This is a genomic window from Streptomyces sp. NPDC005799 (assembly GCF_040630525.1).
Taxonomy (GTDB): Bacteria; Actinomycetota; Actinomycetes; order Streptomycetales; family Streptomycetaceae; genus Streptomyces; species Streptomyces griseorubiginosus_B.
In genome coordinates, this window is record NZ_JBEXXQ010000013.1 from 61,775 (window position 1) to 86,348 (window position 24,574).

A 24,574-nucleotide genomic window follows, 5' to 3' on the forward strand; every position below is an offset into this window, starting at 1 on the left:
CGCCCCACCCCGCCCCGAATCCCCCACTGGTTGGAAAAGCGCCCCAACCCGCGCGGCAACCGCGCGGTTCCTGCAACTTCCGTGGTACCGCGGAAGGTTGACGCCCCGTCCCGCGCACCGGGGTTACGCTGCGGCGATGCGGATCCACCCCCTCGTGGTCGACGGCCTGATCACCGCGGCGCAGACGACCGTGGCCGTCCTGCTCGGCCGGGAGTCGGCCGCCCAGGGGTGGCCCGCACTCGACCCGCTCGGCTGGGCCCTGGTCGCCCTGTGCAACCTGCCCACCGTGCTGCGCGCCCGCGCTCCGGTGGCCGTCTGCGTCTTCGTCGACGCCTGCGCGATCGCCTACGTCTCGCTCGGTCACTGGCCGGTGGTCAACTCCTTCGGTCCGATGCTCGCCTTCTACACGGTGGCGTCGCTGCGCCCGCTGCGGACGACCGCCGTCTGCGCAGCGCTGATGGCGGGCGTGTGGATCTACGCGGGGCTGGTGACCCAGGGCAGTTCGATGGCGTCGGTGGCCGCGCAGTCCGTCGCCTACCCGGTGGTGCTGTGGTGGTTCGGGCACACCGCCCGCCGTACGGCCGACCTGACCCGGCAGTTGAGGGCCGAGCAGGCCGACCGGGCGCGCCGCGAGGTCGCCGGGGAACGCGTGCGGATCGCCCGCGAACTGCACGACGTGGTCGCCCACCACATGGCGGTCATCAACGTCCAGGCGGGCCTCGCCCGTTTCGTGTTCACCTCCGACACCCGCACCGCGCGCGAGGCGCTGGACACCATCGCCGGCACCAGCGGCGAGGCACTCGCCGAACTCCGCCGCATGCTGGGCCTGTTGCGGGCCGACGGAGTCTCCGGTGCCGACAGCGGCCCGGCCCCCGGACTCGGTCAACTGGCCGAAATGGTCGAGCGGGTGCGTGCCGGCGGCGTCCCCGTCGACCTCCGCGTCACCGGCGAACCGCGCCCCCTGCCGCCCGGTGTCCAGCTCTGCCTCTACCGCGTTGTCCAGGAAGCCCTGACCAACGTGGTCAAACACGCCCCCGGCGCCCACGCCACCGTCGAACTCGCCTACCGCGCGGGCGAGATGGCGGTGTCCGTCGTGAACGAGGGGGAGGGGGTGATTCCGGACAGAAAGCAGGAACGCGGCGGCCACGGCTTGATCGGGATGCGGGAGCGGGCCAAGCTCTACGGCGGGACGATCGTCGTCGGCCCGCGCAGCGAGGGGGGATTCGGCGTGCATCTGACCCTGCCGACAGCGCCGGCCGCACGCCGTGAGGACGCCGTCGAGGAATGACCGACACCGGCAACGCCCCACCGGCGATCAGGGTGCTGGTCGTCGACGACCAGTTCCTCGTCCGCGGCGGACTCGTAGCGCTGCTGCGCGCCGCCCCCGGCATGGAGGTCGTCGGCGAGGCGGCGGACGGCGCGGAGGCCGTGCGGCTGGCGGCCAAGACCCGCCCGGACGTCGTCCTGATGGACATCCGCATGCCGGGCATGACCGGCATCGAGGCGACGGAACGCATCCTCGCGGACGCGACCGACCCCCCGCCCCGCGTCCTCGTCCTGACCACCTTCGACCTCGACGAGTACGTGTACGGCGCCCTGCGCGCCGGTGCCTCCGGGTTCCTCCTGAAGGACGCGGGCCCCGAGCGCCTGCTCGCCGCGGTGACGGCCGTGCACGGCGGTGACGCCCTGTTCGCGCCCGTGGTGACCCGGCGCCTGGTGGAGGCGTTCACCCGCGCGGCCGACCTCCCCGAACCCCCGCCGGGTCTCACGGCCCTGACCGGCCGTGAACGGGAGGTGCTGAAACTGGTCGCGCGCGGCCTGACCAACGCGGAGGCGGCGGACCGCCTCTTCATCAGTGAGGCCACGGTGAAGACCCATCTGAACCGCACGATGAGCAAGCTGGGCCTGGCCAGCCGGGCGCAGGTGGTCGTGATCGCGTACGAGACGGGGCTGGTGACGCCGGGGGGTTGAACCGGCCGCGTCACTTTCGGGCAACGGGGGTGCAGCCCGCGAACCCGTGGGTAGGCTCGGCGGCTATGGAGCATGACGTGTTCGTTCCGGTTCCGTCCCTGCGGCTGAGGGAGGCGCTCGCCGATCCCGCGAGGGTGGCCCGGGCGGTTCCCGGGCTCCAGCAGGACGCCGGGGCCGAACCCGTCTCCGGGCGGCTGAAAGTGCGCGTCGGCAGCCACTCGGTCACTTACCGGGGGACGCTCAGGGTCACGGCCCGGGACGACGGGTCATGCGCCGTCGAGGGCGACGCCACCGAGACGCGCGGCACCGGCGCGGTGAAGCTGGCGCTCACACTCCGGGTGACGGAGGCGGAGGGCGGTTCCACGCTGGTCTTCGAGGGGACGGCGTCCGCGGACGGGCGGGTGACGGAGCTGCCCGCCGACGCGGTGGGCTCCGCGGTGACCCGGCTGCTGAACCGTTTCGCGGAGAACCTGGCGGCGACGGACGACTCCGAGCAGCCCGAGCCGCCGGCCACGCGGAAGCCCGAGGCCGCGGCCACCGACGACCTCGAGACCACGCCGGACGCGGACGACGAACAGGTGGCCCGCCCGGCGTCCGTCTTCGACACCGAGGTACCGCCGCCGTCACTCGATCCGGTGGCCGAGGACGCCGAGGACGCCGACACGGAGGACACCGAGGACGCCGAGGAGGAGGCGGCGGGCGTCCCCGAGGGCTTCGTCGAACCTCCCGCCGAAGCGGCCCACGCCCGCCGCACGATGATCGGCCGCAGCGCCGAGGAGGTCGACCACGCCCCGCCGCGCGGCCGCTACGCCCCCGTGCCCGCCCCGCAGGCGGTCTCCCCGGGATCCCCGCTGCGCTGGGCGGCCCCCGCGGCGGCCGTGGTGCTGGCCTCGGCGATCGTGGTGGGACGGGTGCTGCGCCGACGCCGGTGACGTGCGCACCGCCCCCTGTCCACCGTCGCCCCCTTGATCACCCCAGTAGGGTCGTCCCGTGAGTGACGAAGACATCACGCTGACCGCGGGCGACGCGGAGGTGACCGTGCGGCCGGGCAACGGCGGACGGGTCGGTGGACTGCGGATCGGCGGGGTCGAACTGCTGCGCCAGGGCGAGCGGTTCGGCTGCTTCCCGATGGTCCCCTGGTGCGGGCGGATCCGGGACGGACGGTTCCGGGACGGCGCCAGCGTGCACCAGATGCCGCTCAACTCCCCGCCGCACGCCATCCACGGCACCGTCCGCGACGGCGCCTGGCGCCCCGCACGCGTACTGACCGACGAGGCGGTGATCACGTACGACCTGGTCGAGCCGTGGCCCTACCCCGGGCGGGTCACCCAGCAGATCGCGCTGACGCCCGACTCGCTGACGCTGACGATGTCCGTGGAGACGTACGACTCCTCCTTCCCGGCCCAGATCGGCTGGCACCCCTGGTTCAACCGGAACCTGGGCGGCGAGGACGTCCGCGTCGACTTCACGCCCGCCTGGCAGGAGGAGCGCGGGGCGGACCACCTCCCCACCGGCAACCGGATCGAGCCGCGGCCCGGCCCCTGGGACGACTGCTTCGGCATGCCCGGCGGTGTCGACGTCACGCTCACCTGGCCCGGGCAGCTGGAACTGCAGGTGGCCAGCCGCGAGGAGTGGGTCGTGGTGTACGACGAGCAGGAGGCCGCCGTCTGCGTGGAGCCGCAGACCGGGCCGCCCGACGGACTGAACACGCTGCCCCGGCTGGTCACGCCCCTGGAGCCGCTGGAAGCCGCGACCACCTGGACCTGGCGCCGCCTTTAAGCTGACTGGCATGACGACGGACGTACGTGGCGCGCTGCTGCGGCAGATCAAGGACAAGGCCGTGGTGCACGGCAAGGTGACCCTCTCCTCGGGTCTGGAGGCCGACTACTACGTCGACCTGCGCCGCATCACCCTGGACGGGGAGGCCGCTCCGCTGGTCGGCCAGGTGCTCCTGGACCTGACCGCCGACCTGGAGTTCGACGCGGTGGGCGGGCTCACCATGGGCGCCGACCCGGTCGCGGCCTCGATGCTGCACGCGGCCGCCGCGCGCGGGAAGCGTCTGGACGCCTTCGTCGTCCGCAAGGCGGCCAAGGCGCACGGGCTGCAGCGGCGCGTCGAGGGCCCGGAGATCAAGGGCCGGCGTGTGCTCGTCGTCGAGGACACCTCCACCACCGGCGGCTCCCCGCTGACCGCCGTCGAGGCGGTGCGCGAGGCCGGCGCCGAGGTCGTCGCGGTCGCGACGATCGTGGACCGGGCGACCGGCGCCGCGGAGAAGATCCAGGAGGGCGCGGGAGTGCCGTATCTCTTCGCCTACTCCAAGGACGACCTGGGTCTGGACTAGTTATCCACAAGGTGGACAGGGCGGGCAAAGCATCCGGCCGAGTCTGGAAAGATGTGGGCCGACGATGACGTCACCCCCAAGGTCTAGGTCAGGGCCGTAGTACGCAGATCGCCAACCCGCACATACCAAGGAGCGGACAGATGCCCATCGCAACTCCCGAGGTCTACAACGAGATGCTGGATCGGGCGAAGGCAGGCAAGTTCGCCTATCCGGCCATCAACGTGACCTCGACCCAGACCCTGCACGCGGCCCTGCGCGGTTTCGCGGAGGCGGAGAGCGACGGCATCGTCCAGATCTCGACGGGCGGCGCCGAGTTCCTGGGCGGGCAGTACGCCAAGGAGATGGTGACCGGTTCGGTCGCCCTCGCCGAGTTCGCGCACATCGTCGCCGAGAAGTACCCGGTCAACGTGGCGCTGCACACCGACCACTGCCCGAAGGACAAGCTCGACGGGTACGTACGCCCGCTGCTGGCGATCTCCGAGAAGCGGGTCGAGGCCGGCCTCACCCCGCTCTTCCAGTCGCACATGTGGGACGGCTCCGCCGAGACCCTCGCGGACAACCTCTCCATCGCGCAGGAGCTCCTGGAGCAGGCCCGCCGGGCCAACATCATCCTCGAGGTGGAGATCACCCCGACCGGTGGCGAGGAGGACGGCGTCTCGCACGAGATCAACGACTCCCTGTACACCACGGTCGAGGACGCGATCCGCACGGCCGAGGCCCTCGGCCTGGGCGAGAAGGGCCGCTACCTGCTCGCCGCCTCCTTCGGCAACGTGCACGGCGTGTACAAGCCGGGCAACGTCGTCCTGCGTCCGGAGCTGCTGAAGGAGCTGAGCGACGGCGTCGCCGCCAAGTTCGGCAAGCAGTCCCCGTTCGACTTCGTCTTCCACGGCGGCTCCGGCTCGACCGAGCAGGAGATCCGCACCGCGCTGGAGAACGGCGTCGTCAAGATGAACATCGACACCGACACCCAGTACGCCTTCACGCGTCCGGTCGCCGACCACATGTTCAAGAACTACGACGGCGTCCTGAAGGTCGACGGCGAGGTCGGCTCCAAGAAGACCTACGACCCGCGCACCTGGGGCAAGCTGGCCGAGGCGAGCATGGCCGCGCGCGTCGTCGAGGCCACGCAGAACCTGCGCTCGGCGGGCAACAAGATCAAGTAAGCGGCGGCGGTCAGCAGCTTGACTCAGAGCCCGGTGCCTGTCGGAAGGCGCCGGGCTCGCTGTATACCTGGGGCATGCCCGACGTCCGGCTGGCCTCACCCCAGGGCAGATGGATCCTGCTCACCACCGTCCTCGGCTCCAGCATGGCGATGCTGGACTCGACCGTCGTCAACGTCGCCCTCCCGCGCATCGGCCGTGACCTCGGCGCCGATCTCGCCGCGCTGCAGTGGACCGTCAACGCGTACATGCTCACGCTGGCCGGGCTGATCCTGCTCGGCGGCAGCCTCGGCGACCGGTACGGCCGCCGCAAGATCTTCGTGCTCGGTGTCGTCTGGTTCGCCGCCGCGTCCCTGCTGTGCGGACTCGCGCCGAACGCCGGGGTGCTCATCGCCGCCCGTGCCCTCCAGGGGGTCGGCGGGGCGTTGCTCACGCCCGGTTCCCTCGCGCTGATCCAGGCGTCCTTCCATCCCGACGACCGGGGCCGGGCCGTGGGCCTGTGGTCCGGGTTCGGGGGCATCGGCGCGGCCGTCGGGCCGTTCCTGGGCGGCTGGCTGGTGGCCGGGCCCGGCTGGCGCTGGGTCTTCCTGCTCAACGTCCCGCTGGCCCTGCTGTGCGCCCCCATCGCCGTACGGCACGTGCCCGACTCCGCGGACGGCCGGGCGCACGGCCGATTCGACATCCTGGGCGCCTTCCTCGGAGCGCTCTCGCTCGCCCTCGTCACCTACGCCCTGATCGAGGCCCGGCAGGGCTCCCTGATCGTCGCCGTCACGGCGGTCGCCGGTGTCCTCGCGGGTGTCGCCTTCGTGTACGTCGAGAAGCGGCGCCCGGACCCGATGATGCCGCTGGACATCTTCGCCTCCCGCCAGTTCACGGCCGTCAACCTGGTCACGCTGTGCGTGTACGCGGCCTTCGGCGGCTACTTCTTCCTCACCGCCCTCCAGCTCCAGGTCGCCCTCGGCTGGTCGCCGCTCGCCGCGGGTACGGCCCTGCTGCCGACGACGGCCATGATGCTGCTGTTCTCCTCCCGCTCCGGCGCCCTGGCCGACCGGATCGGCCCGCGCATCCCGCTCACCGTCGGTCCGCTGCTGTGCGCGACCGGCATGCTGCTGATGCTGCGGGTCGGCCCGGGCTCCTCCTACGTGGCCGACGTCCTGCCCGCCCTGCTGGTGCAGGGCGCCGGCATGGTCGCCCTGGTCGCGCCGCTGACCGCGACCGTCCTGGCCTCGGTGGACACCGCGCGGGCGGGACTGGCCAGCGGCATCAACAACGCGGCGGCCCGCGCGGCGGGTCTGATCGCGGTGGCCGCGCTGCCGCTGCTCGCCGGGATGGGCCCGGAGGCCTACCGCTCCCCGGACGCCTTCAACACCGCCTTCCACCGCGCGATGCTCCTGTGTGCCGGGGTACTGGTCGTGGCCTCGGCAGTGGCCTACACGACCGTACGCCCCCTCCCCCCAGGCTGCCGCCGCCCGGAGTGCCGCACCCACGGGGGCGTGGCGGCTCCACCACTGGAGGGGGGACGCGCAGCCAAGCGCCTTTCCTGAGCCGGGGTGGCCGGGCGCGCCCCGGCCTGGGTGGTCGGTGTGCCTGCTGGGCCCGGGTGGCTGGGGCGCTTTTCCAGAGTGGGGCGGGGGTGGGTGTCTCGTCGGGGCCGGGGTGGTCGGGTGTGGTCCTGAGCCCGGTCGGCCAAGCGTCTGGCTTACGCCCGGGCGGCGGCCAGAGCTTTTCCCGAGCCCGGCGGGGCACGCGTCTCGTTGGGGCCGGGGTGGCCAAGCTCTCCCGAGCCCGGACGGGCCCGGTGTTCTCCTGAGGTCGGACGGGCCCGGTGTTCTCCTGAGGTCGGACGGGCCCGGTGTTCTCCTGAGGTCGGACGGGCCCGGTGTTCTCCTGAGGTCGGACGGGTCCGGTGTTCTCCTGAGGTCGGACGGGTCCGGTGTTCTCCTGAGGCCGGACGGGTCCGGTGCTCTCCGGAGGCCGGACGGGCCCGGTGCTCTCCTGACCCCGCGCCGCCAAGCGCCTTCCCGAGCCGGTGCGTAGGTGGGCCCGTGCTCTGGGCGTGGGGGATGGAGGAGACTGGGGGTCATGGCCATTCACGAGAACCTTTTCGGGGGACCGCCCCCGACTCACCTTCCCGACGACCCCGCGCCCCGCGAGCTGTTGGCGAACGGCACCCCGCCCGCGGACGTGGCGGCGAAGTACCCGACGTCCTCGCTGGCCTGGGCCCAGCTGGCCGACGAGGCGTTCGAGCGGGGCAGTGTCGTGGAGTCGTACGCCTACGCCCGTACCGGCTACCACCGCGGCCTGGACGCCCTGCGGCGCAGCGGCTGGAAGGGGCACGGCCCGGTGCCATGGGAGCACGAGCCGAACCGCGGCTTCCTGCGCGCCCTGCACGCCCTCGCCCGCGCGGCCGGCGCGATCGGTGAGCAGGAGGAGTACGAGCGCTGCACCCAGTTCCTGAAGGACTCCTCCCCGACGGCGGCCCAGACCCTCGGCTGACCCGTCCCTCCCAGGCCCGCCCGTCCGGTGTGACGAGGCGGGCCTTGCGATGCCGGGAGGCATTGAAAAGAATGCGGGTGGGGACCGGGGCCCCCGTGTCGGTAACGGCAGGGGCGGACCGCTACCCGGAGAACATCACAGGAGACAGCGATGTCCCACGAGGCTCACGAGACCCAGGAGCCAGAGACCCCGCATCTCGACTTCGCCGGCACCACGCCGTACGAGGACTACGTCAAGGCGGACGTGCTCACCCACCTCCAGCACACCCTCTCCGACGACCCCGGAGAGATGGTCTTCCTGGTCACGACCCAGGTCATGGAGCTGTGGTTCACCGTCATCGTCCATGAATGGGAGACGGCGGCGCGCGCCCTGCGCTCGGACGACGTGCCGACCGCGATCGCCGCGCTGAAGCGTTCCGTGCGGGAACTGGAGGCGCTGAACGCCTCCTGGAAGCCGCTCGGCCAGCTCACCCCCGCCCAGTTCAACTCCTACCGCTCCGCCCTCGGCGAGGGCTCCGGCTTCCAGTCGGCGATGTACCGCCGCATGGAGTTCCTGCTCGGTGACAAGTCCGCGTCCATGCTGGTCCCGCACCGCGGCGCGCCCCGCGTCCACGCGGAACTGGAGAAGGCGCTGCACGAGCCGAGCCTGTACGACGAGGTGCTGCGGCTGCTCGCCCGGCGCGGGCACGCGATCCCCGGCGCGGTGCTGCGGCGCGACGTCTCGCAGCGCTACGAGCCCTCGGAGGAGGTCGAGGCGGTCTGGACCGCGCTCTACGCGGGCGACGAGAGCGCCGACCTCGCCCGCCTCGGCGAGGCGTTGACCGACGTCGCCGAACTGGTGTGGCGATGGCGCAACGACCACCTGGTCGCCACGCGCCGCGCCATGGGTTCCAAGGCGGGCACGGGCGGCTCGGCCGGGGTGGCCTGGCTGGAGAAGCGCGCGCAGAAGAACGTGTTCCCCGAGCTGTGGACGGCGCGGTCACATGTCTGAGCTCACAGTGCGCGCGGAAAAGCTGGACGCCGCTGACGAACTGGCCGCGGTGCGTGGTGAGTTCGTCCTCGACGAGGTCGTCTACCTGGACGGCAACTCGCTCGGCGCGCTGCCCGCGGCCGTCCCGGGCCGGGTCGACGACGTCGTACGACGCCAGTGGGGCTCGCTCAGGATCCGGTCCTGGGACGAGAGCGGCTGGTGGACGGCGCCGGAGCGGATCGGCGACCGGATCGCCCCCCTGGTGGGGGCGGCGGCCGGGCAGATCGTGGTCGGCGACTCGACAAGTGTCAACGTCTTCAAGGCACTTGTGGGCGCGGTGCGGCTGGCCCGGTCGGCGGGGGAGAGCCGGGACGAGATCGTCGTCGACGCGACGACCTTCCCCACCGACGGCTACATAGCCGAGTCCGCGGCCCGGCTGACGGGCTGCACCCTGCGCCCGGTGACGCCGGGACAGGTGCCGGGCGTGCTCTCGGACCGTACGGCCGCCGTGCTGCTCAACCACGTCGACTACCGCACGGGCCGGCTGCACGACCTGCCCTCGCTCACGGCGGCGGTGCACGCGGTGGGCGCGGTCAGCGTGTGGGACCTGTGCCACAGCGCGGGAGCGCTGCCGGTCGGCCTGGACGGACACGGCGTGGACCTGGCGGTCGGCTGCACCTACAAGTACCTGAACGGCGGCCCTGGTTCACCGGCGTACCTCTACGTCCGCCGTGACCTCCAGGCCCGCTTCGACTCCCCGCTGCCGGGCTGGAACTCGCATGCCGAACCCTTCGGCATGCGCCCGGACTACGAACCGGCGCCGGGCGCGCTGCGGGGCCGCGTCGGCACCCCGGACATCCTGTCCATGCTGGCCCTGGAGGCGGCGCTGGACGTCTGGGACGGCGTCCCGATCGAGGCGGTACGCGCCAAGTCCCTCGGCCTGACGGACTTCTTCCTCGAGTGCGTGGAGGAGTACGTGCCGGCGGGGCTCGTGGAGTCGCTGACGCCGGTCGCGCACGAGGAGCGCGGCAGCCAGGTCGCGCTGCGCTGTGCGGACGCCGGGGACGTCATGAAACGGCTGATCGAGCGGGGTGTGGTCGGCGACTTCCGGCACCCGGACGTCCTGCGCTTCGGCTTCACACCGCTGTACGTCTCCTTCGCGGACGTGGAGCGGGCGGCCCGGGTGCTGGGACAGACGCTGGGGAGCTAGCCGGCGTGGGTGCGTGGGTGAGGGGGAAATGGTCCGACAGAACCGTTTTCCCCTCACCCAGCGTGACATCCGCGTGTCGGCGCACGTCACCGGCCTGGTACCGTCCCGGCCAACGGCCGGTTCCCCACCAGGCCCTGACTCCGTTACATCGCTGAGAGGTTGGAGCATGCCGGACGACGCCGCAGCAGCCCGTGCCGCCGCCGAGGAGGAGTCGGCGTTCTCGCACCCGGCGGTCGACCCCGACTCCACCGCCGGGTACGGGGACCACCCCGACCAGCTGATCGACTTCTACGCCCCGCGTGGCGGGACGGGGGCGGGGGCAGCCGTACCGCTGGTCGTCGTCCTGCACGGGGGCGCGTGGCGGGCGCCGTACGACCGGCGGCACATCTCGCCGTTCGCGGACTTCCTGGCCCGGCGGGGTTTCGCGGTGGCGAGCGTGGAGTACCGGCGGGGAGACGGGGCCGGGACCTCGGGGCGCTCCGACTCCCCTGCGGTGGCTGGGCGTTGGCCCGACACCTTCGACGACGTCTCGGCGGCGCTGGACGCGCTGCCGGCCCTCACCCGGCAGGCGCTGCCGCAGGCCGACCCGCGCCGCATGGTGCTCACCGGGCACTCGGCGGGCGGTCACCTCGCCCTGTGGGCGGCGGCCCGCCATGTCCTGCCGCCGGACACGCCCTGGCGCACCGCCGTTCCCGCCGCGCTCCGCGGTGTGGTGGCCCTGGCGCCCATCGCCGACTTCGAGGTGGCCGACAAGCTGGATGTCTGCTCCGGCGCCGCGCGCCAACTCCTGGGCGGCGACGACAAGTTCGCCGAACGCCGCCCGTACGCCGACCCGGCGCTGCTGCTGCCCACCGGTATCGCCACGACGCTGGTGCAGGGGCGGAGCGATCTCGTCGTACCGCAGGCGGTGGCCGAGTCGTACGCGGACGCGGCGGCGAAGGCCGGCGAGGTGGTGGGCCTCACGCTCCTGGAGGACGTCGGCCACTTCCCCCTCATCGACCCGGCGGCGGACGCCTGCGCGGTGGTGGCGGAGGAGATCGCCCAACTGGCCTTCTGAGCGGAGGAGATCGCCCGGCTAGCCTTCTGAGAGGGGGGTCGCCCGGTTCGCCTTCTGAGGGGAGGAGATCGCCCGACGCGCCTTTAGACCGACCCTCACATACCCGTGGTACCTGAGAGCTACCCCGCAGGACAGCTCCCGGGCGGGACGCCGACGACACCCCCGCGTCCATAACTTCCCCACCAGCCAAGCCCGATGACCGGGCGAACCGGGAGGGGAGACGACGACGGGGCGAGCGACGGGGGAGCGGGAAGCGGTGGCCGGGGGCCGGCGACGCCCTGCTCGCGCCCGGCGTCACCCGGCGGCTGACCGCCCAGTTCTCCCAGCTGGACGGCAGGCCGCGCGCCCCGCTCAAGGACCGGGTCGGCGACCTGACCGAGCGGGAGACGGAGGTGCCGGCGCTGATCGCGCAGGGGTTGTCGAACGCGGCGATCGCCGGGCGGCTGGTGGTCGCCGAGCAGACCGCGAAGACGCACGTGGGCCGCATCCTGGTGAAGCTGGGCCTGAGGGACCGTACGCAGGCGGCGGTGTTCGCGTACGAGTCGGGGCTGGTGCGGCCGGCGGGCTACTGACTCGGGGCTGAAACGGCCGTAGTACCTGAGAGGGAGGCCGAAGGACCCTCCTCACTGGTGACGACCGCGACCCCGGCCCGCGCCTACCTTTTGAGCGTGACCGAGACGACCCACACGCAGCCGCTGCCGCCGGACCCGCCGGACAGCGCGTTCGAGCACTACAAGCCGCGCAGTCCCGAGGTGCGGGCGGCCGGGGACGCCCTGCGCGGGCTGCGGCAGGACCTGTTCAAAGGCGCCTTCGCCTACCGCCCGCTGCCCCGCCTGGGCGCGGACAGCCGGCTCGTGCGCGCGCTGCCGGGCCGGTGGCGGGAGTACGCGACCTGGACTCCGCACGCCCTGATCATCGCGGCCGGGGCCTTCGTGCTGCTCATCGCCTCCAACAGCGACGACAGCGGCGCGGGCGTCAACGTGGTCCTCGGCCTGTTCACCATGGCCCCGGTCCTGCTGTCGGCGATGCGGCCCGTCGCCGCGTTCTGGCTGTCGATGGCCGTGTCCCTGTTCGCCGCCGTGTGGACGGGCGGCTGGGACGACGACTGGCCGTGGCTGCCGGGCAACTTCGTCGCCCACCTGGTGGTGCTGACCGTCGTGGCGATACGCACCCGGCCGCGCACGGCGGCATGGATGTGGCTGCTGACGGCGGTCTACGGCGCCGCGGTGGAGAGTTTCTTCGAGGGCGGGCGCTACATGCCCTCGAACACCATGGAGATGCTGTTCCTCGCCGCCCTGGCCCTTCTCGCCGTCACCGTCTGGCACATCCGCCGCCAGGCCCGGCAGGAGGTGGACGCCCAGCAGACGGTGACCGCCCACGAGCGCTCCCGGCGCACCCTCCTGGAGGAGCGCACCACGATCGCCCGCGAGCTGCACGACGTGGTCGCGCACCACATGTCGGTCGTCGCCATCCAGGCGGAGGCCGCCCCCTACCGGGTGGAGAACCCGCCGCCGGAGCTGGAGAAGGCGTTCGCGACCATCCGGGAGAACGCGGTGGCGGCGCTGACCGAACTGCGCCGCGTGCTGGGCGTCGTACGCGCCGAGGACTACGAGGCCCCGGACGCCCCGCAGCCCACGCTCGCCGACCTCGACGGTCTGCTCGCCAACGTGCGCGAGGCGGGACTGACCGTCGACAAGACGGTGACCGGAGCGGTACGCGAACTCCCGCAGGGCGTCGAGCTGTCGGCGTACCGCATCGTCCAGGAGGCACTGAGCAACACCCTGCGGCACGCGCCCGGCGCGGAGGCGAAGGTGGAGGTGTCGTACGTGCTCGGCGGCCTCGGCCTGCGTGTCGTCAACGCCCCGCCGCCCGAGCCGTCGCTGGTCAAGCCCTCACCCGGCGCGGGGCACGGCATCACCGGTATGCGGGAGCGGGTCTCCATGCTGAACGGTGAGATGGCCGCGGGCCGGACGGACGAGGGAGGCTACGAGGTGACGGTGTTCCTGCCCGTCGCCACCGTGAGTGAAGGGGACGCATGACCATCCGCGTGCTGATCGCGGACGACCAGATGATGGTGCGCGAGGGCTTCTCGGTCCTGCTGAACGCGATGCCGGACATCGAGGTCGTGGGGGAGGCGGTCAACGGCCGTGAGGCGGTGGACCGCGTCCGCGAACTCTCCCCCGACGTGGTCCTGATGGACATCCGCATGCCCGAACTGAACGGGATCGAGGCGACCCGGGAGATCGTGGCCTCCGACACCACGGCGAAGGTCCTGGTCCTGACGACCTTCGACCTCGACGAGTACGTGTACCAGGCCCTGCGGGCGGGTGCCTCCGGCTTCCTCCTCAAGGACGCCTCGGCCCGCCAACTCGCCGACGGTGTAAGGGTGGTGGCGTCGGGCGAGGCGCTGCTGGCCCCCTCGGTGACGAAGCGACTGATCACCGAGTTCTCGAAGCTCTCGGGCACCCCGCGCCCGATGCAGTCCGCCATGACGGCCTACGGCGACCTCACCGACCGGGAGACGGAGGTCCTGGTCCTCATCGCCCAGGGTCTGTCGAACGCGGAGATCGCCGAACGCCTGGTGGTCGCCGAGTCCACGATCAAGACCCACGTCAGCCGCGTCCTGGTGAAGCTGGGCCTGAGGGACCGCACCCAGGCGGCGGTGTTCGCGTACGAGGCACGGCTGGTGACGCCGGGCTAGGCGGACATGGTGAAGTCCGCAGTGGTTCGGTAGCGCCCCCGAAGGGGCGCGGGGCTGCGGTCGATGTGCGGCTCCGCCGCGCGGGCGCGACCGGCCACGACGGCGCCGCGGACGACCGACGGTGCAGCGCGGCACTTCCAGCGGAGCGCTTAGGCGAGCCGGTCGAGGACGGCGGGCAGGCCCTTGTCGAGCATCCTGCTCCGGACGCTGCCGAGGATCCTCGCCATGAGGAAGCCTCCGGCACCGGTGAAGCCGGTGTGGTCGTAGGTGAAGCGGGTTCCGCCGGTGTGCGGCTGGAGGCGGTAGGCGACCTCGGTCACCTCACCGCCGCCCTCGTCCTGCCACGAGTACCGCAGCAGCGACGGCTCCCGGACCTCCAGCACCTCGCACACCACGACGCCGCTCCAGCCCGGCTTCGGCCTGGCGACGAACCGGAACACCGTGCCCGGCACGGTCGCGAACCCCTCCGGCCGCGCACCCGCCCCGGTGGCCGTCCACTGCGGGATCACCTCGGGATCGGTGACCGCCCGCCAGACCTTGCGGGGCGGGTGGGGGTAGTCGCGCACGATGTGGATGGCGCTCATGGGGGCTCCTCGGGCCGATCCGGACTCGATCTGACGATATCTACAGTCACTGAAAAATTACTGTAGCAGTAAAAACAATGACCGTAGTGTGGCCCTCTAAGCTCCAGCCATGAGCACGCGCACTGTGGACTGGACGGCGTTGCGCCGCCGGGAGGAGGAGCCGGCCGGGGAGGGGCTGCGGGAGCGCAAGAAGCGGCAGCTGCGGCAGCGGCTGTCGGACACGGCCACCGAGATGTTCCTGGAGCGGGGTTTCGACGCGGTGCGGGTGGCCGAGATCGCCGAGGCCTGCGGGGTGTCGGAGAAGACGGTGTTCAACCACTTCCCGACGAAGGAGTCACTGGTCCTGGACCTGGGAGCGAGCACCCTCGACTCCCTGCGCACCGTTCTGCCCGACCCGGCCCGCTCACCGGTCGAGGCCGTCCTGGAGATCCTCTCCGCCGAACTGGCCGCCATCACCGCCTGGCTGGCCGCGCAGGAGGACCCGGCGGAGGCGAAGGCGGCCCTGCTGCGCTTCGCCGCGCTCACCAGGTCCACCCCGTCGCTGCGCGCCTACCACCACGACATGACGGACCAGCAGGTCACCGCCGCCGCCGAGATCCTGGCCCACCGGAGCGGCACGACCCCGGACGCTCCCGAACCCCGGATCGCCGCGGCCGCGCTGCTGGCCCTGTGGCCGCTGCAGTTCCAGTCGCTGCACCGCCACCTGAACCGCACCGGGACACCGGAGCAGCTGTACGACGAGGTGACGGCCGACGTCCACCGCGCGGCCCGCCTGCTCGACACGGGTCTCAGCTCGCTGTGGGAACCCCCCTGGTCAGAGCCCGGCGCCCCGGGTTAGCGTCCCCGCATGGCAGCCTTCGACCCCTGGGACCCGGCGTTCGTCGCCGACCCCTACCCCGCCTATGCCGAACTCCGTGCCAAGGGCCGGGTGCGGTACTTCGAGCCCACGAACCAGTGGCTCGTCCCGCACCACGCGGACGTCTCGGCGCTGCTGCGGGAGCGGCGGCTCGGGCGGACGTATCTGCACCGGTTCGACCACGAGGACTTCGGCCGCACCCCGCCTGCGCCCGAGCACGAGCCGTTCCACACGCTCAACGACCACGGCATGCTCGACCTCGAACCGCCGGACCACACCCGGATCCGGCGGCTCGTGTCCAAGGCGTTCACGCCGAGGACGGTCGAGCAGCTCAAGCCGTACGTGAGCGAGCTCGCCGGGGATCTCGTGGACCGGCTCGTCGAGAAGGGCGGCGGCGACCTCCTCGCCGACGTCGCCGAGCCGCTCCCCGTCGCCGTCATCGCCCAGATGCTGGGCATCCCGGAGGCGGACCGGGCCCCGCTGCGGCCCTGGTCGGCGGACATCTGCGGGATGTACGAGCTGAACCCGTCCGAGGAGACGGCACGCAGGGCCGTCCAGGCCTCCGTGGAGTTCTCGGACTATCTGCGCGAGCTCATCGCCGAGCGGCGGGAGGAGCCCGGCGACGATCTCATCTCCGGTCTCATCGCCGCCCATGACGAGGGCGACCGGCTGACCGAGCAGGAGATGATCTCCACCGCCGTACTGCTCCTCAACGCCGGTCACGAGGCGACCGTCAACGCCACGGTCAACGGCTGGTACGCCCTGTTCCGCAACCCCGCCCAGCTGGCGGCCCTGCGCGCCGACCACTCCCTGATCCCGTCCGCGATCGAGGAGTTGATGCGGTACGACACCCCGCTCCAGCTCTTCGAACGCTGGGTGCTGGACGACATCGAGATCGACGGGACGACCATTCCGCGCGGCGCCGAGATCGCGATGCTCTTCGGATCCGCCAACCACGACCCCGAGGTCTTCCGCGACCCCGAGCGGCTCGACATCACCCGCACGGAGAACCCGCACATCTCCTTCTCCGCCGGCATCCACTACTGCATCGGCGCGCCGCTCGCCCGTATCGAACTGGCCGCGTCGATGACGGCCCTCCTGGAGAAGGCCCCCACCCTGAGCCTCGCCCAAGAGCCCGTGCGCAAGCCCAACTTCGTGATCCGCGGGCTCCAGGGGCTCGACGTCACGGTCTGATACGGCGCACCAGGGCCCAGAGCCCGAGCGCGACCGCGGTCCCGCCCAGGACCGCCAGCGGCAGCTCGGCGTAGAGCACCTTCCAGTCCGGGGCCCGTTCGAACCGCCAGAGCCGGGCCCGGACGTCCACGGCCCACACCGCGAGCCCCGCGCCCGCGCCGAGGGCCGCGGTCAGACAGCCCGCGGCGGCCTCCGTACGTTGTCCCATGTCCGGGAGGGACGTACGAAGGCCGCCCGCGGGTTCCTGGTCAGGTGGTCAGGTCCCGCCTGCGCAGCCCCGCCAGCCCGACAGCCACCAGCACGGCGGCCACCGCGAGCAGCACCAGCACCGGACCCCACTCCATCGACCCGCCCGGCAGCTTCGGCAGATGCCCGAACGGTGACACGTCCAGCACCGCCTGCGGTACGTCCAGTGCCGGTCCGACCCAGCCGATCAGCAGGACCGCCCCCGCGACCCCCCACGCCGCCACGGCCGCCCGGGGCAGGAGTCCGAACAGCAGCACCGCCACCCCGCCGATCACCCACACTCCGGCGACCTGCACCAGGCACGCGCCCAGGACGGGCCCGACCTGGTGGCCGTAGCCGACGGCGAAGCCCAGTCCGGCCAGGAGCATGATCAGTACGGCGCCTCCGAAGGCGATCGCCAGGTGGCCGGCGGCCCAGCGCAGCCGGCCCACCGCGTTCGCGAGCACCGGTTCCGCGCGCCCCGAGGTCTCCTCACCGCTGAGCCGCAGCACCGAGGCGACGACGTACAGCGCGGCCACCAGCCCCAGCATCCCGGTCATCGAGGCGAGGAACGCGTCCGTGATGCCGCTCTGCCCGCCCATCCGCTCGACGATCTCCCGGGCCTGCTCGTTGTCGCCGACCAGGTCGGCCACGCCGTCCGTGAGGCCGCCGTAGACCACCCCGGCCAGGAAGAAGCCGGTCGACCAGCCGAGGACACTTCCCCGCTGCAGCCGCCAGGCCAGCGCGGCCGCGGTTCCGAGCCGTCCCGTCGCCGGTCCCGGCCGCGTCGGCAGGAAGCTCATGCCCACGTCACGACGGCCCGCCAGCGCGTACGCCACCGCGCCCTGCCCCGCCACCGCCGCCGCGAACAGCCCCAGCACCCACCAGCGTTCGCCGGCGAAGGCCCGCAGGTTCTCCAGCCAGCCCAGGGGCGACACCCAGGTCCAGACGGAGGAGCCGTCCGTCCGCGCCGCGTCGCCCGCCGCGCGCAGCACGAACGCGGCGCCCAGCAAACCGGCCGTCAGGCCCCGCGCGAGCCGCGCGCTCTCCGTCACCTGCGCGACGATCGCCGCCAGCGTCGCGAAGACCATCCCCACGCCCGCCAGCCCCAGGCCGAAGACGAGCGCCCCCATGGCGCCCTGTCCTGTCAGCCCCGCCGCCACCAGCAGACCCAGGACGCCACTCGCGACAGCCGCCGCGAGCAGCGCCGCCGTCAGCGAGGCGCGGCGGCCCACGGCGCCGGAGGCGATGAGCTCCTGCCGGCCGCTCTCCTCCTCGTCCCGGGTGTGCCGTACGACGATCAGCAGGGCGGTGACGGCGGTGAGCGCGCCCGCGTAGACGCCGACGCGCCAGGCGGTCAGGGCGCCCAGGTCCGTACCGAAGGCCGGGCCGATCAGCGCGCGGAAGGAGGAGTTGGTGGCGACCTGGTGCAGCAGATCGGTGCGCTCGGCCTCGGTGCCGTACAGCCCCTTGAGCGTGTTCGGCATGGACAGGACCATCAGGGCGTTCACCGCCACCCACACCGGGATCAGCACCCGGTCGCGGCGGAGCGAGAACCGCAGCAGCGTGCCCGTACCGGTGAGGGAGGTCATCACGCCTCCTGGTAGTGGCGCAGGAACAGCTCCTCCAGCGTGGGGGGAGTGGAGGTCAGCGACCGTACGCCGGATTCCGTCAACGACCTGAGGACGGCGTCGAGTTTGTCCGTGTCGACCTGGAGCCGGACCCGGCGGCCCTGGACGTCGAGGTCGTGCACGCCGGGCAGCCGCGCCAACCCGTTGGGGGCGCCCGCGAGTTCGGCCGTGACGCTGGTCCGGGTCAGATGGCGCAGGTCGGCGAGGGAGCCCGTCTCGACGGTACGGCCCTTGCGGATGATGCTGACCCGGTCGCACAACTCCTCGACCTCGCTGAGGATGTGGGAGGAGAGCAGGATCGTCCGGCCGCGCTCCCGCTCCTGCTCCACGCAGCGCTGGAAGACCTCCTCCATCAGCGGGTCCAGGCCCGAGGTCGGCTCGTCCAGGATCAGCAGGTCGACGTCCGAGGCGAACGCGGCGACCAGGGCGACCTTCTGCCGGTTGCCCTTGGAGTAGGCGCGGCCCTTCTTGGTCGGGTCCAGCTCGAAGCGCTCGATCAGATCGGCGCGGCGGGCGGGGTCGAGGCCGCCGCGCAAGCGGCCGTAGAGGTCGATGACCTCGCCGCCGGAGAGATTGCGCCACAGGGTCACGTCCCCGGGGACGTACGCGATCCGGCGGTGCACCTCCACCGCGTCCTGCCATGGGTCGCGGCCCAGGACCTGCGCGGCGCCGGAGTCGGCGCGCAGCAGGCCGAGCAGGACGCGGATGGTGGTGGACTTCCCGGCGCCGTTCGGGCCGAGGAAGCCGTGCACCTCACCGGCCTCGACCGCCAGGTCCAGGCCGGTGAGGGCGCGGGTACGGCCGAAGGACTTGTGCAGCCCGGCGACCGTGATTGCCTTCGTCATGGTTCAGAACGTACGCTTCTTTCAGAAGTTTGTGAAGATACGGAAGTCCTCGAAGCCCGGTTAGGGTGGTGACCATGACGGACGGGGTGGGGCGGGACGCGGAGGCGGTCTCGAAGTTCGTGGAGAGCTTCGCCGCGCAGCTCGTCGAGGCGGGGATGCAGCGCATGCCGGCCCGGGTCTTCGCGGCGCTGCTCTCCTCCGACGCGGGGGTGATGACCTCGTCCGAACTGGGTGAACAGCTGCGGATCAGCCCGGCGGCGGTGTCGGGGGCGGTGCGTTACCTGACCATGACCCACATGGTCTCGCGGGAGCGGGAGCCGGGGTCGCGGCGGGAGCGGTACCGGGTGCACGGCGACCAGTGGTACGAGGCCCTCACCAACCGCGAGGCCATCATCAAGCGCTGGGAGGGCGCCCTGCGCGAGGGCGTGAACAGCCTCGGCCCCGAGACCCCGGCCGGCCGCCGCATGGCCGAGACCCTCGCGTTCTTCGAGTTCGTCGAGAGCGAGATCGCGGAGATGATGGAGCGGTGGCGGACGCACCGGGAGGAGCGGTTCGGGTCGGGCTGAAGGCGGAAGCCCGCGCCCGTCACCTGTTGTGGAGGGTGACGGGCGCGGGTGTGGCCGGCTACCGCTCCTTGGTCTCCTCCAGCACCGTCCGCCCGAGCAGGGCGTACCGCTCGGGGGACCGTCGTTTGAGGTACTGGGCGTAGCCGACACCGGTCGCCGCGACCAGGGCGACCAGCCACGGTGTCGCCTTCAGCAGCGGCGAGCCGGACTCCGAGCCGGCCGCGACGCCCATGTTGGAGACCAGGAGCAGTACCACCGCGAGCATCGCGACGCCGCCGACGAGTGGTGCGGTGAAGGTCCTGAACCAGTGCCGGCTCTCGGGGTGGTGGCCGCGGAAGTAGACCAGCACCGCGAACGAGCACACCGCCTGCACGATCAGGATCGCCATGGTGCCGAGGATGGCGAGCAGGACGTAGAGGGCGTTGGCGGGGTCCTCGCTCGTGAGCCAGAACCCGACGATCAGCACCGCGCTCACCCCGGTCTGCACCAGGCCCGCGATGTGCGGGGAGCCGTGCCGGGCGTGGGTGCGGCCGACGGTGTTCCGCAGTGCGGGGAGCACGCCTTCGCGGCCCAGGGCGTACATGTAGCGGGAGGCGCAGTTGTGGAAGGCCATGCCGCAGGCGAGCGAGCCCGTGATCATCAGCCACTGCATGAGGTCGACCGCCCAGTGGCCGACGTAGCGCTCGGTGGGGTTGAAGAACAGCGCGAGGGGGTTCGCCGACGAGGCGACCTTGACCGCTTGGGTCTCTCCGTTGCCGATGATGGCCATCCAGGAGACGAAGACGTAGAAGACACCGACGCCCAGCACACTGATCATCGTCGCCTTGGGGATGATCTTCTTCGGGTCACGGGACTCCTCGCCGTACATCGCCGTCGATTCGAAGCCGACCCACGACCAGAAGGCGAAGAACAGACCGAGTCCCGCGGACGTGCCCTTGAACGCGTTGACCGGGTTGACCGGGCCGAAGGTGAAGCCGTGCGGGCCGCCGCCGTGCAGCGCGACCGAGATCGCCATCGCCGCGAGCACGGTCACCTCGGTGCCGAGCAGGACCACGAGAAGCTTCTCGGCGACCGAGACGCCGAACCAGGTGCCCGTGGCGTTGACGGCGAGCATCACCAGCGCGAAGGCCCACCACGGGATGTCAAGGCCCGTCTGATCCTTGAGGGTTCCGGTGGCGAAGGTCGAGAAGATGCCGATCAGCGCCGGCTCGAACACGGCGTAGGCGAAGGTCGCGAGCAGCCCCGACGCCAGCCCCGCGGTGCGGCCGAGGCCGTAGGAGATGAAGCCGTAGAAGGCGCCGGTGGAGGTGATGTGCTGGGCCATCGAGGTGAAGCCGACGGAAAAGATTGCCAGGACGACCATTGCGACCACGTAACTGGCCGGTGCGCCGATGCCGTTGCCGGACGACACCATGAAGGGCACGTTGCCGGTCATCGCGGTGATCGGCGCGGCGGTCGCGACGGCCATGAAGACCACGCCCAGAAGGCCAACGGCATTGGGTTTCAGTCGGTGAACCGTCTCCGTGCCGGCCGTCTTCGCCGTCGGGGCGAGTCCTTCGTCCACTGCCATCGGGTGGCCTCTCTCCTGGTGGTCCATAGCTGTGCTGGACCGGAACTCTGCAGCCCGAATGAGTCGCGCAGGGGCGTCGCAGCATTAAATGTTTGTCAATCAGACCTTTAGAAATCCGGCCGCAACACACGGCCCGTACGGTCGCCGCCATGAGCTACACGTCCACCCTCGGCGGTCACCGCTTCCGTTTCGACTCGCTCGCCCGGCTGCTGGCCGCCGCGAGCCCCGAACGCTCCGGCGACCGCCTCGCAGGAATCGCCGCCGCGAGCGCCCAGGAGCGGGTCGCGGCGCGCTGGGCCCTGGCGGAGGTGCCGCTGGCGACCTTCCTGACCCGGCCGGTGATCCCGTACGAGACCGACGATGTGACCCGGCTGATCCTCGACACGCACGACGCGGCCGCCTTCGCACCCGTGGCCGGCCTGACGGTCGGCGAGTTCCGCGACTGGCTGCTGGCGGCCGACGGCCCGGCGCTCACGGCGCTGGCGCCGGGGCTCACACCGGAGATGGTCGCGGCGGTGTCCAAACTGATGGGGAACGCGGACCTGGTGTCCGTCGCCCGCAGGACACGGGTGGTGACGGCGTTCCGGTCGACGATCGGGCTGCCGGGGCGGCTGGCGACACGGCTGCAGCCGAACCACCCCACCGACGACCCGGCGGGCGTGGCCGCGGCTCTCCTCGACGGTCTGCTGCTGGGCTCCGGTGACGCGGTGCTCGGCATCAACCCGGCGACGGACAGCCCGAAGGCCGTTCGGGACCTGCTGGAGCTGCTCGACGGGGTGATCCGCCGTTACGCCATCCCCACCCAGTCCTGCGTGCTGTGCCACGTCACGACGAGCGTGGACCTGATGGAGCGCGGCGCCCCGGTGGACCTCGTCTTCCAGTCCGTCGCCGGCACGCAGAAGGCGAACGCGGCGTTCGGTGTGACGCTCGACCTGCTGGACGAGGCGTACGAGGCGGCCCGGGCGCTCGGCCGGGGAACGGTCGGCGACAACGTCATGTACTTCGAGACGGGGCAGGGCAGCGCCCTGTCGGCGGACGCGCACCACGGGGTGGACCAGCAGACGGTGGAGGCCAGGGCGTACGCAGTCGCGCGCCGGTATCGGCCGCTGCTGGTGAACACGGTGGTCGGCTTCATCGGCCCGGAGTACCTGTACGACGGCCGGCAGATCCTCCGGGCCGCTCTGGAGGACCACTTCTGCGGCAAGCTCCTCGGCCTGCCGATGGGCCTGGACATCTGCTACACCAATCACGCGGACGCCGATGACGACGACGTCGCCACCATGCTCACCATGCTCGGCGTCGCGGGCGCGTCCTTCGTGATCTGCACACCGGGCGGCGACGACATCATGCTCAACTACCAGTCGGCCTCCTACCACGACGCGTTGTACCTCCGGGAGGTGCTCGGCCTGCGCCCGGCGCCGGAATTCGAGACCTGGCTGGAGTCGACCGGGCTGCTGGACGAGCGGGGCCGGATCCGTGAGGTGACCTCGCATCCGCTGACGGCGATCGGAAGGGAACTGGCGGCATGACGGACACCCAGGCGGCGGTGTCCGCCGACGATCCGCCCCTGTGGGCCGCGATGCGGCGGCACACCCAGGCACGCATCGGACTGGGCCGGGCGGGTTCCGGGTTGCCCACCGTGCATCGCCTGGAACTCCAGACCGCGCACGCGGCGGCCCGGGACGCGGTGCACTCGCCCTTCGAGCCGGAGGTGGTCGCGGCCGGGCTGAGCGGGACGCCGACGGTACGGGTGCGCAGCGCGGCGCGTGACCGGCTGACCTATCTGCAGCGCCCCGACCTGGGCCGCCGGCTGCAGGCCGTGGACCGCGCCCATCTGCCGACCGGCGACTGGGACGTGGTGTTCGTGGTGGCGGACGGGCTGTCCAGCAGGGCGGTGCACGAGCACGCGGCCGCGATGGTGCGGGAGACGTCGGCGCGGCTGACCGGGTGGAGCATCGCGCCGGTGGTCCTGGCCGAACAGGCCCGGGTGGCCCTCGGCGACGACGTCGCGTCCGCGATGGGCGCGACGATGGTCGTGGTCCTCGTCGGCGAACGGCCCGGCATGTCGGCGGCGGACTCCCTGGGCGCCTATCTGACCCACCGGCCGGTCCCGGGCGTCACGACGGACGCCGACCGGAACTGTCTGAGCAACATCCGGCCGCCCTCAGGGCTCGCCTACGAGACGGCGGCGGGGAAGCTGGCGGGGCTCATGGAGCGGGGGCGGGCCCTGGGGCTGACGGGGGTGGGCCTCAAGGACGAAACCGATCAGGGCGGCGCAGTCGACCGGCCGCACTGAGTGGTGAGTGGCCGCCCGTGGACTCCGGCCTTCAGGCTCCTCCTACCGGGACGCCGGCACCGTGAGCCCCCAGGCCCCCTCCCACACCGTCCACGTCCGCCTGCGCACCGGCCCCCACACACCCGCGTCCGCCCGGTAGCGGAAGTCCGCCCCGGAGACGCTCACCGTGCGGCCCCGGGCCAGGAGCGGTGACGCCTCCGCGCCGACCGACACGGGGCGGACCTCCACCTGGGCCACCCCGCAGGCAGCCGGGGTCACCGACACCGTCTCCACCGGCTGGTCGAGGTCCACCAGCGTGACGCCGTCGACCTCGACGCGCAGACGGGCCGGCCGGGGTGCCGGGAGCGTGGTCTCCCGGGCCGGTACCAGGGTCCGTACCAGCGACTGGGCCGTACGCAGCCAGGGGCGCCCCTCCTCGACGACCGGCTCCCGCTGGACCACCGAAGGGATGCGCAGCGCGCCCAGGACCACACCGTCGCTGTCGTCCACCAGGAGGTCCAGGCGGCGTTCGGCCCCGTCCAGGACCGCCCGCGCCGCCGCCACCGTCCCCATGGGCACCCCCAGCGCCCCGGCCACGGTCAGCGCGGTCCCCACCGGCACCATCGACAGCGCACATCCGGCCAGTTCCCGCCGCCGGTGCAGCACGGACACCGCACGCACCAGAGCCCGGTCGTCACCCACCACCACCGGCCGTCGCGACCCCCGCCTGATCAGCGCCCGGGCGAACTCCTCCGGTCCCTCCGGCAGACAGAGCTTTGTCTGCGCACCCGCGCTGAGCACGTCTTTCGCGATGCGTACCGACTCCCCGTCCGTCCGGCGGGCCACCGGATCGATCACCACCAGCAGCTGATCGGAACTCGCCTCGGAAGTCGCGGAAGTCGCCACCTCGGTCCTGCCTCGCT

General features: G+C 72.1%; 24 protein-coding genes and 1 pseudogene. 19 read left to right on the top strand and 6 right to left on the bottom strand.

The window, feature by feature from the left end; translation table 11 throughout:
* The first annotated feature begins 136 nt into the window (after positions 1-136).
* From ABZ453_RS15185 to ABZ453_RS15250, 14 genes and pseudogenes are all read left to right on the top strand, one after another.
* Positions 137-1,288, top strand: coding sequence for a sensor histidine kinase (locus tag ABZ453_RS15185; RefSeq protein WP_359015264.1), 1,152 nt, complete (start codon positions 137-139; stop codon positions 1,286-1,288).
* Positions 1,285-1,971 carry a response regulator transcription factor gene (locus ABZ453_RS15190; protein ID WP_359015266.1) on the top strand — a complete coding sequence of 229 codons (687 nt, stop codon included), beginning with the start codon at positions 1,285-1,287 and terminating at the stop codon, positions 1,969-1,971. The genes ABZ453_RS15185 and ABZ453_RS15190 overlap by 4 nt, the downstream gene beginning before the upstream one ends.
* 65 nt (positions 1,972-2,036) lie before the next feature.
* The gene (locus ABZ453_RS15195; protein ID WP_359015268.1) at positions 2,037-2,903 is read left to right on the top strand and encodes an SRPBCC domain-containing protein; all 867 of its coding nucleotides are present in this window, start codon (positions 2,037-2,039) and stop codon (positions 2,901-2,903) included.
* A 58-nt stretch (positions 2,904-2,961) separates the two neighbouring features.
* Positions 2,962-3,750, top strand: a complete 789-nt coding sequence (locus ABZ453_RS15200; protein WP_359015270.1) for an aldose 1-epimerase — start codon at positions 2,962-2,964, stop codon at positions 3,748-3,750.
* A 10-nt stretch (positions 3,751-3,760) separates the two neighbouring features.
* The gene (gene pyrE / locus ABZ453_RS15205; protein WP_359015272.1) at positions 3,761-4,312 is read left to right on the top strand and encodes an orotate phosphoribosyltransferase; all 552 of its coding nucleotides are present in this window, start codon (positions 3,761-3,763) and stop codon (positions 4,310-4,312) included.
* A 140-nt stretch (positions 4,313-4,452) separates the two neighbouring features.
* On the top strand, positions 4,453-5,475 hold the full coding sequence (gene fbaA / locus ABZ453_RS15210; RefSeq protein ID WP_133044166.1) for a class II fructose-bisphosphate aldolase: 1,023 nt from the start codon (positions 4,453-4,455) through the stop codon (positions 5,473-5,475).
* Positions 5,476-5,549: 74 nt separating this feature from the next.
* Entirely contained in the window at positions 5,550-7,016 is a 1,467-nt protein-coding gene (locus ABZ453_RS15215; protein ID WP_359015275.1) for an MFS transporter, read from the top strand.
* 538 nt (positions 7,017-7,554) lie between these two features.
* A complete protein-coding gene (locus tag ABZ453_RS15220; protein WP_359015277.1) occupies positions 7,555-7,968 on the top strand; it encodes a DUF3151 domain-containing protein in 414 nt (137 codons plus the stop codon).
* 150 nt (positions 7,969-8,118) lie between these two features.
* Positions 8,119-8,958, top strand: a complete 840-nt coding sequence (locus tag ABZ453_RS15225; RefSeq protein ID WP_359015279.1) for a tryptophan 2,3-dioxygenase family protein — start codon at positions 8,119-8,121, stop codon at positions 8,956-8,958.
* A complete protein-coding gene (kynU, locus tag ABZ453_RS15230; protein WP_359015281.1) occupies positions 8,951-10,147 on the top strand; it encodes a kynureninase in 1,197 nt (398 codons plus the stop codon). The genes ABZ453_RS15225 and kynU overlap by 8 nt, the downstream gene beginning before the upstream one ends.
* A 166-nt stretch (positions 10,148-10,313) precedes the next feature.
* Positions 10,314-11,204 (top strand): alpha/beta hydrolase, encoded by an 891-nt coding sequence (locus tag ABZ453_RS15235; protein ID WP_359015283.1) that lies wholly within the window; start codon positions 10,314-10,316, stop codon positions 11,202-11,204.
* Between the two features lie 266 nt (positions 11,205-11,470).
* Positions 11,471-11,776: pseudogene (locus tag ABZ453_RS15240) on the top strand (LuxR C-terminal-related transcriptional regulator); the annotation flags it as partial.
* A gap of 96 nt (positions 11,777-11,872) precedes the next feature.
* Positions 11,873-13,243, top strand: coding sequence for a histidine kinase (locus ABZ453_RS15245; RefSeq protein WP_359015285.1), 1,371 nt, complete (start codon positions 11,873-11,875; stop codon positions 13,241-13,243).
* Positions 13,240-13,905, top strand: coding sequence for a response regulator transcription factor (locus tag ABZ453_RS15250; RefSeq protein WP_133044177.1), 666 nt, complete (start codon positions 13,240-13,242; stop codon positions 13,903-13,905). Before ABZ453_RS15245 ends, ABZ453_RS15250 begins: the two co-directional genes overlap by 4 nt.
* Before the next feature lie 149 nt (positions 13,906-14,054).
* Here the strand turns inward: ABZ453_RS15250 and ABZ453_RS15255 are convergent, their stop codons facing one another.
* A complete protein-coding gene (locus tag ABZ453_RS15255) occupies positions 14,055-14,489 on the bottom strand; it encodes an SRPBCC domain-containing protein (RefSeq protein ID WP_359015287.1) in 435 nt (144 codons plus the stop codon).
* A 109-nt stretch (positions 14,490-14,598) separates the two neighbouring features.
* Here ABZ453_RS15255 and ABZ453_RS15260 point away from each other — a divergent pair, with 109 nt between their 5' ends.
* A complete protein-coding gene (locus tag ABZ453_RS15260) occupies positions 14,599-15,327 on the top strand; it encodes a TetR/AcrR family transcriptional regulator (RefSeq protein WP_359015289.1) in 729 nt (242 codons plus the stop codon).
* 9 nt (positions 15,328-15,336) lie between these two features.
* Positions 15,337-16,539 (top strand): cytochrome P450, encoded by a 1,203-nt coding sequence (locus ABZ453_RS15265; RefSeq protein ID WP_359015291.1) that lies wholly within the window; start codon positions 15,337-15,339, stop codon positions 16,537-16,539.
* Here the strand turns inward: ABZ453_RS15265 and ABZ453_RS15270 are convergent.
* From ABZ453_RS15270 to ABZ453_RS15280, 3 genes are read right to left on the bottom strand one after another with little or no spacing between them, the layout of a single operon-like run.
* Positions 16,529-16,747, bottom strand: coding sequence for a hypothetical protein (locus ABZ453_RS15270; protein WP_356772183.1), 219 nt, complete (start codon positions 16,745-16,747; stop codon positions 16,529-16,531). The two genes, ABZ453_RS15265 and ABZ453_RS15270, sit on opposite strands and share 11 nt — an antisense overlap.
* 40 nt (positions 16,748-16,787) lie before the next feature.
* Complete coding sequence (locus ABZ453_RS15275) at positions 16,788-18,356, bottom strand: ABC transporter permease (protein WP_359015293.1); 1,569 nt, start codon at positions 18,354-18,356, stop codon at positions 16,788-16,790.
* Positions 18,356-19,240 (bottom strand): ABC transporter ATP-binding protein, encoded by an 885-nt coding sequence (locus ABZ453_RS15280; RefSeq protein WP_359015295.1) that lies wholly within the window; start codon positions 19,238-19,240, stop codon positions 18,356-18,358. Before ABZ453_RS15280 ends, ABZ453_RS15275 begins: the two co-directional genes overlap by 1 nt.
* Before the next feature lie 74 nt (positions 19,241-19,314).
* Between ABZ453_RS15280 and ABZ453_RS15285 the strand changes: the two genes are divergently transcribed.
* Positions 19,315-19,806, top strand: coding sequence for a MarR family transcriptional regulator (locus tag ABZ453_RS15285; RefSeq protein ID WP_359015297.1), 492 nt, complete (start codon positions 19,315-19,317; stop codon positions 19,804-19,806).
* Positions 19,807-19,864: 58 nt separating this feature from the next.
* Here the strand turns inward: ABZ453_RS15285 and ABZ453_RS15290 are convergent, their stop codons facing one another.
* Complete coding sequence (locus ABZ453_RS15290; RefSeq protein ID WP_359015299.1) at positions 19,865-21,376, bottom strand: APC family permease; 1,512 nt, start codon at positions 21,374-21,376, stop codon at positions 19,865-19,867.
* A 149-nt stretch (positions 21,377-21,525) separates the two neighbouring features.
* Between ABZ453_RS15290 and ABZ453_RS15295 the strand changes: the two genes are divergently transcribed.
* Both ABZ453_RS15295 and eutC read left to right on the top strand, forming a co-directional pair.
* Positions 21,526-22,905, top strand: a complete 1,380-nt coding sequence (locus ABZ453_RS15295; protein ID WP_356772173.1) for an ethanolamine ammonia-lyase subunit EutB — start codon at positions 21,526-21,528, stop codon at positions 22,903-22,905.
* The gene (gene eutC / locus ABZ453_RS15300; RefSeq protein ID WP_359015302.1) at positions 22,902-23,672 is read left to right on the top strand and encodes an ethanolamine ammonia-lyase subunit EutC; all 771 of its coding nucleotides are present in this window, start codon (positions 22,902-22,904) and stop codon (positions 23,670-23,672) included. The genes ABZ453_RS15295 and eutC overlap by 4 nt, the downstream gene beginning before the upstream one ends.
* 42 nt (positions 23,673-23,714) lie before the next feature.
* Here eutC and ABZ453_RS15305 read toward each other — a convergent pair whose 3' ends face one another.
* Positions 23,715-24,557: a diacylglycerol kinase family protein gene (locus ABZ453_RS15305; protein ID WP_359015304.1), complete on the bottom strand. Its 843-nt coding sequence runs from the start codon at positions 24,555-24,557 to the stop codon at positions 23,715-23,717.
* Positions 24,558-24,574: the final 17 nt, after the last annotated feature.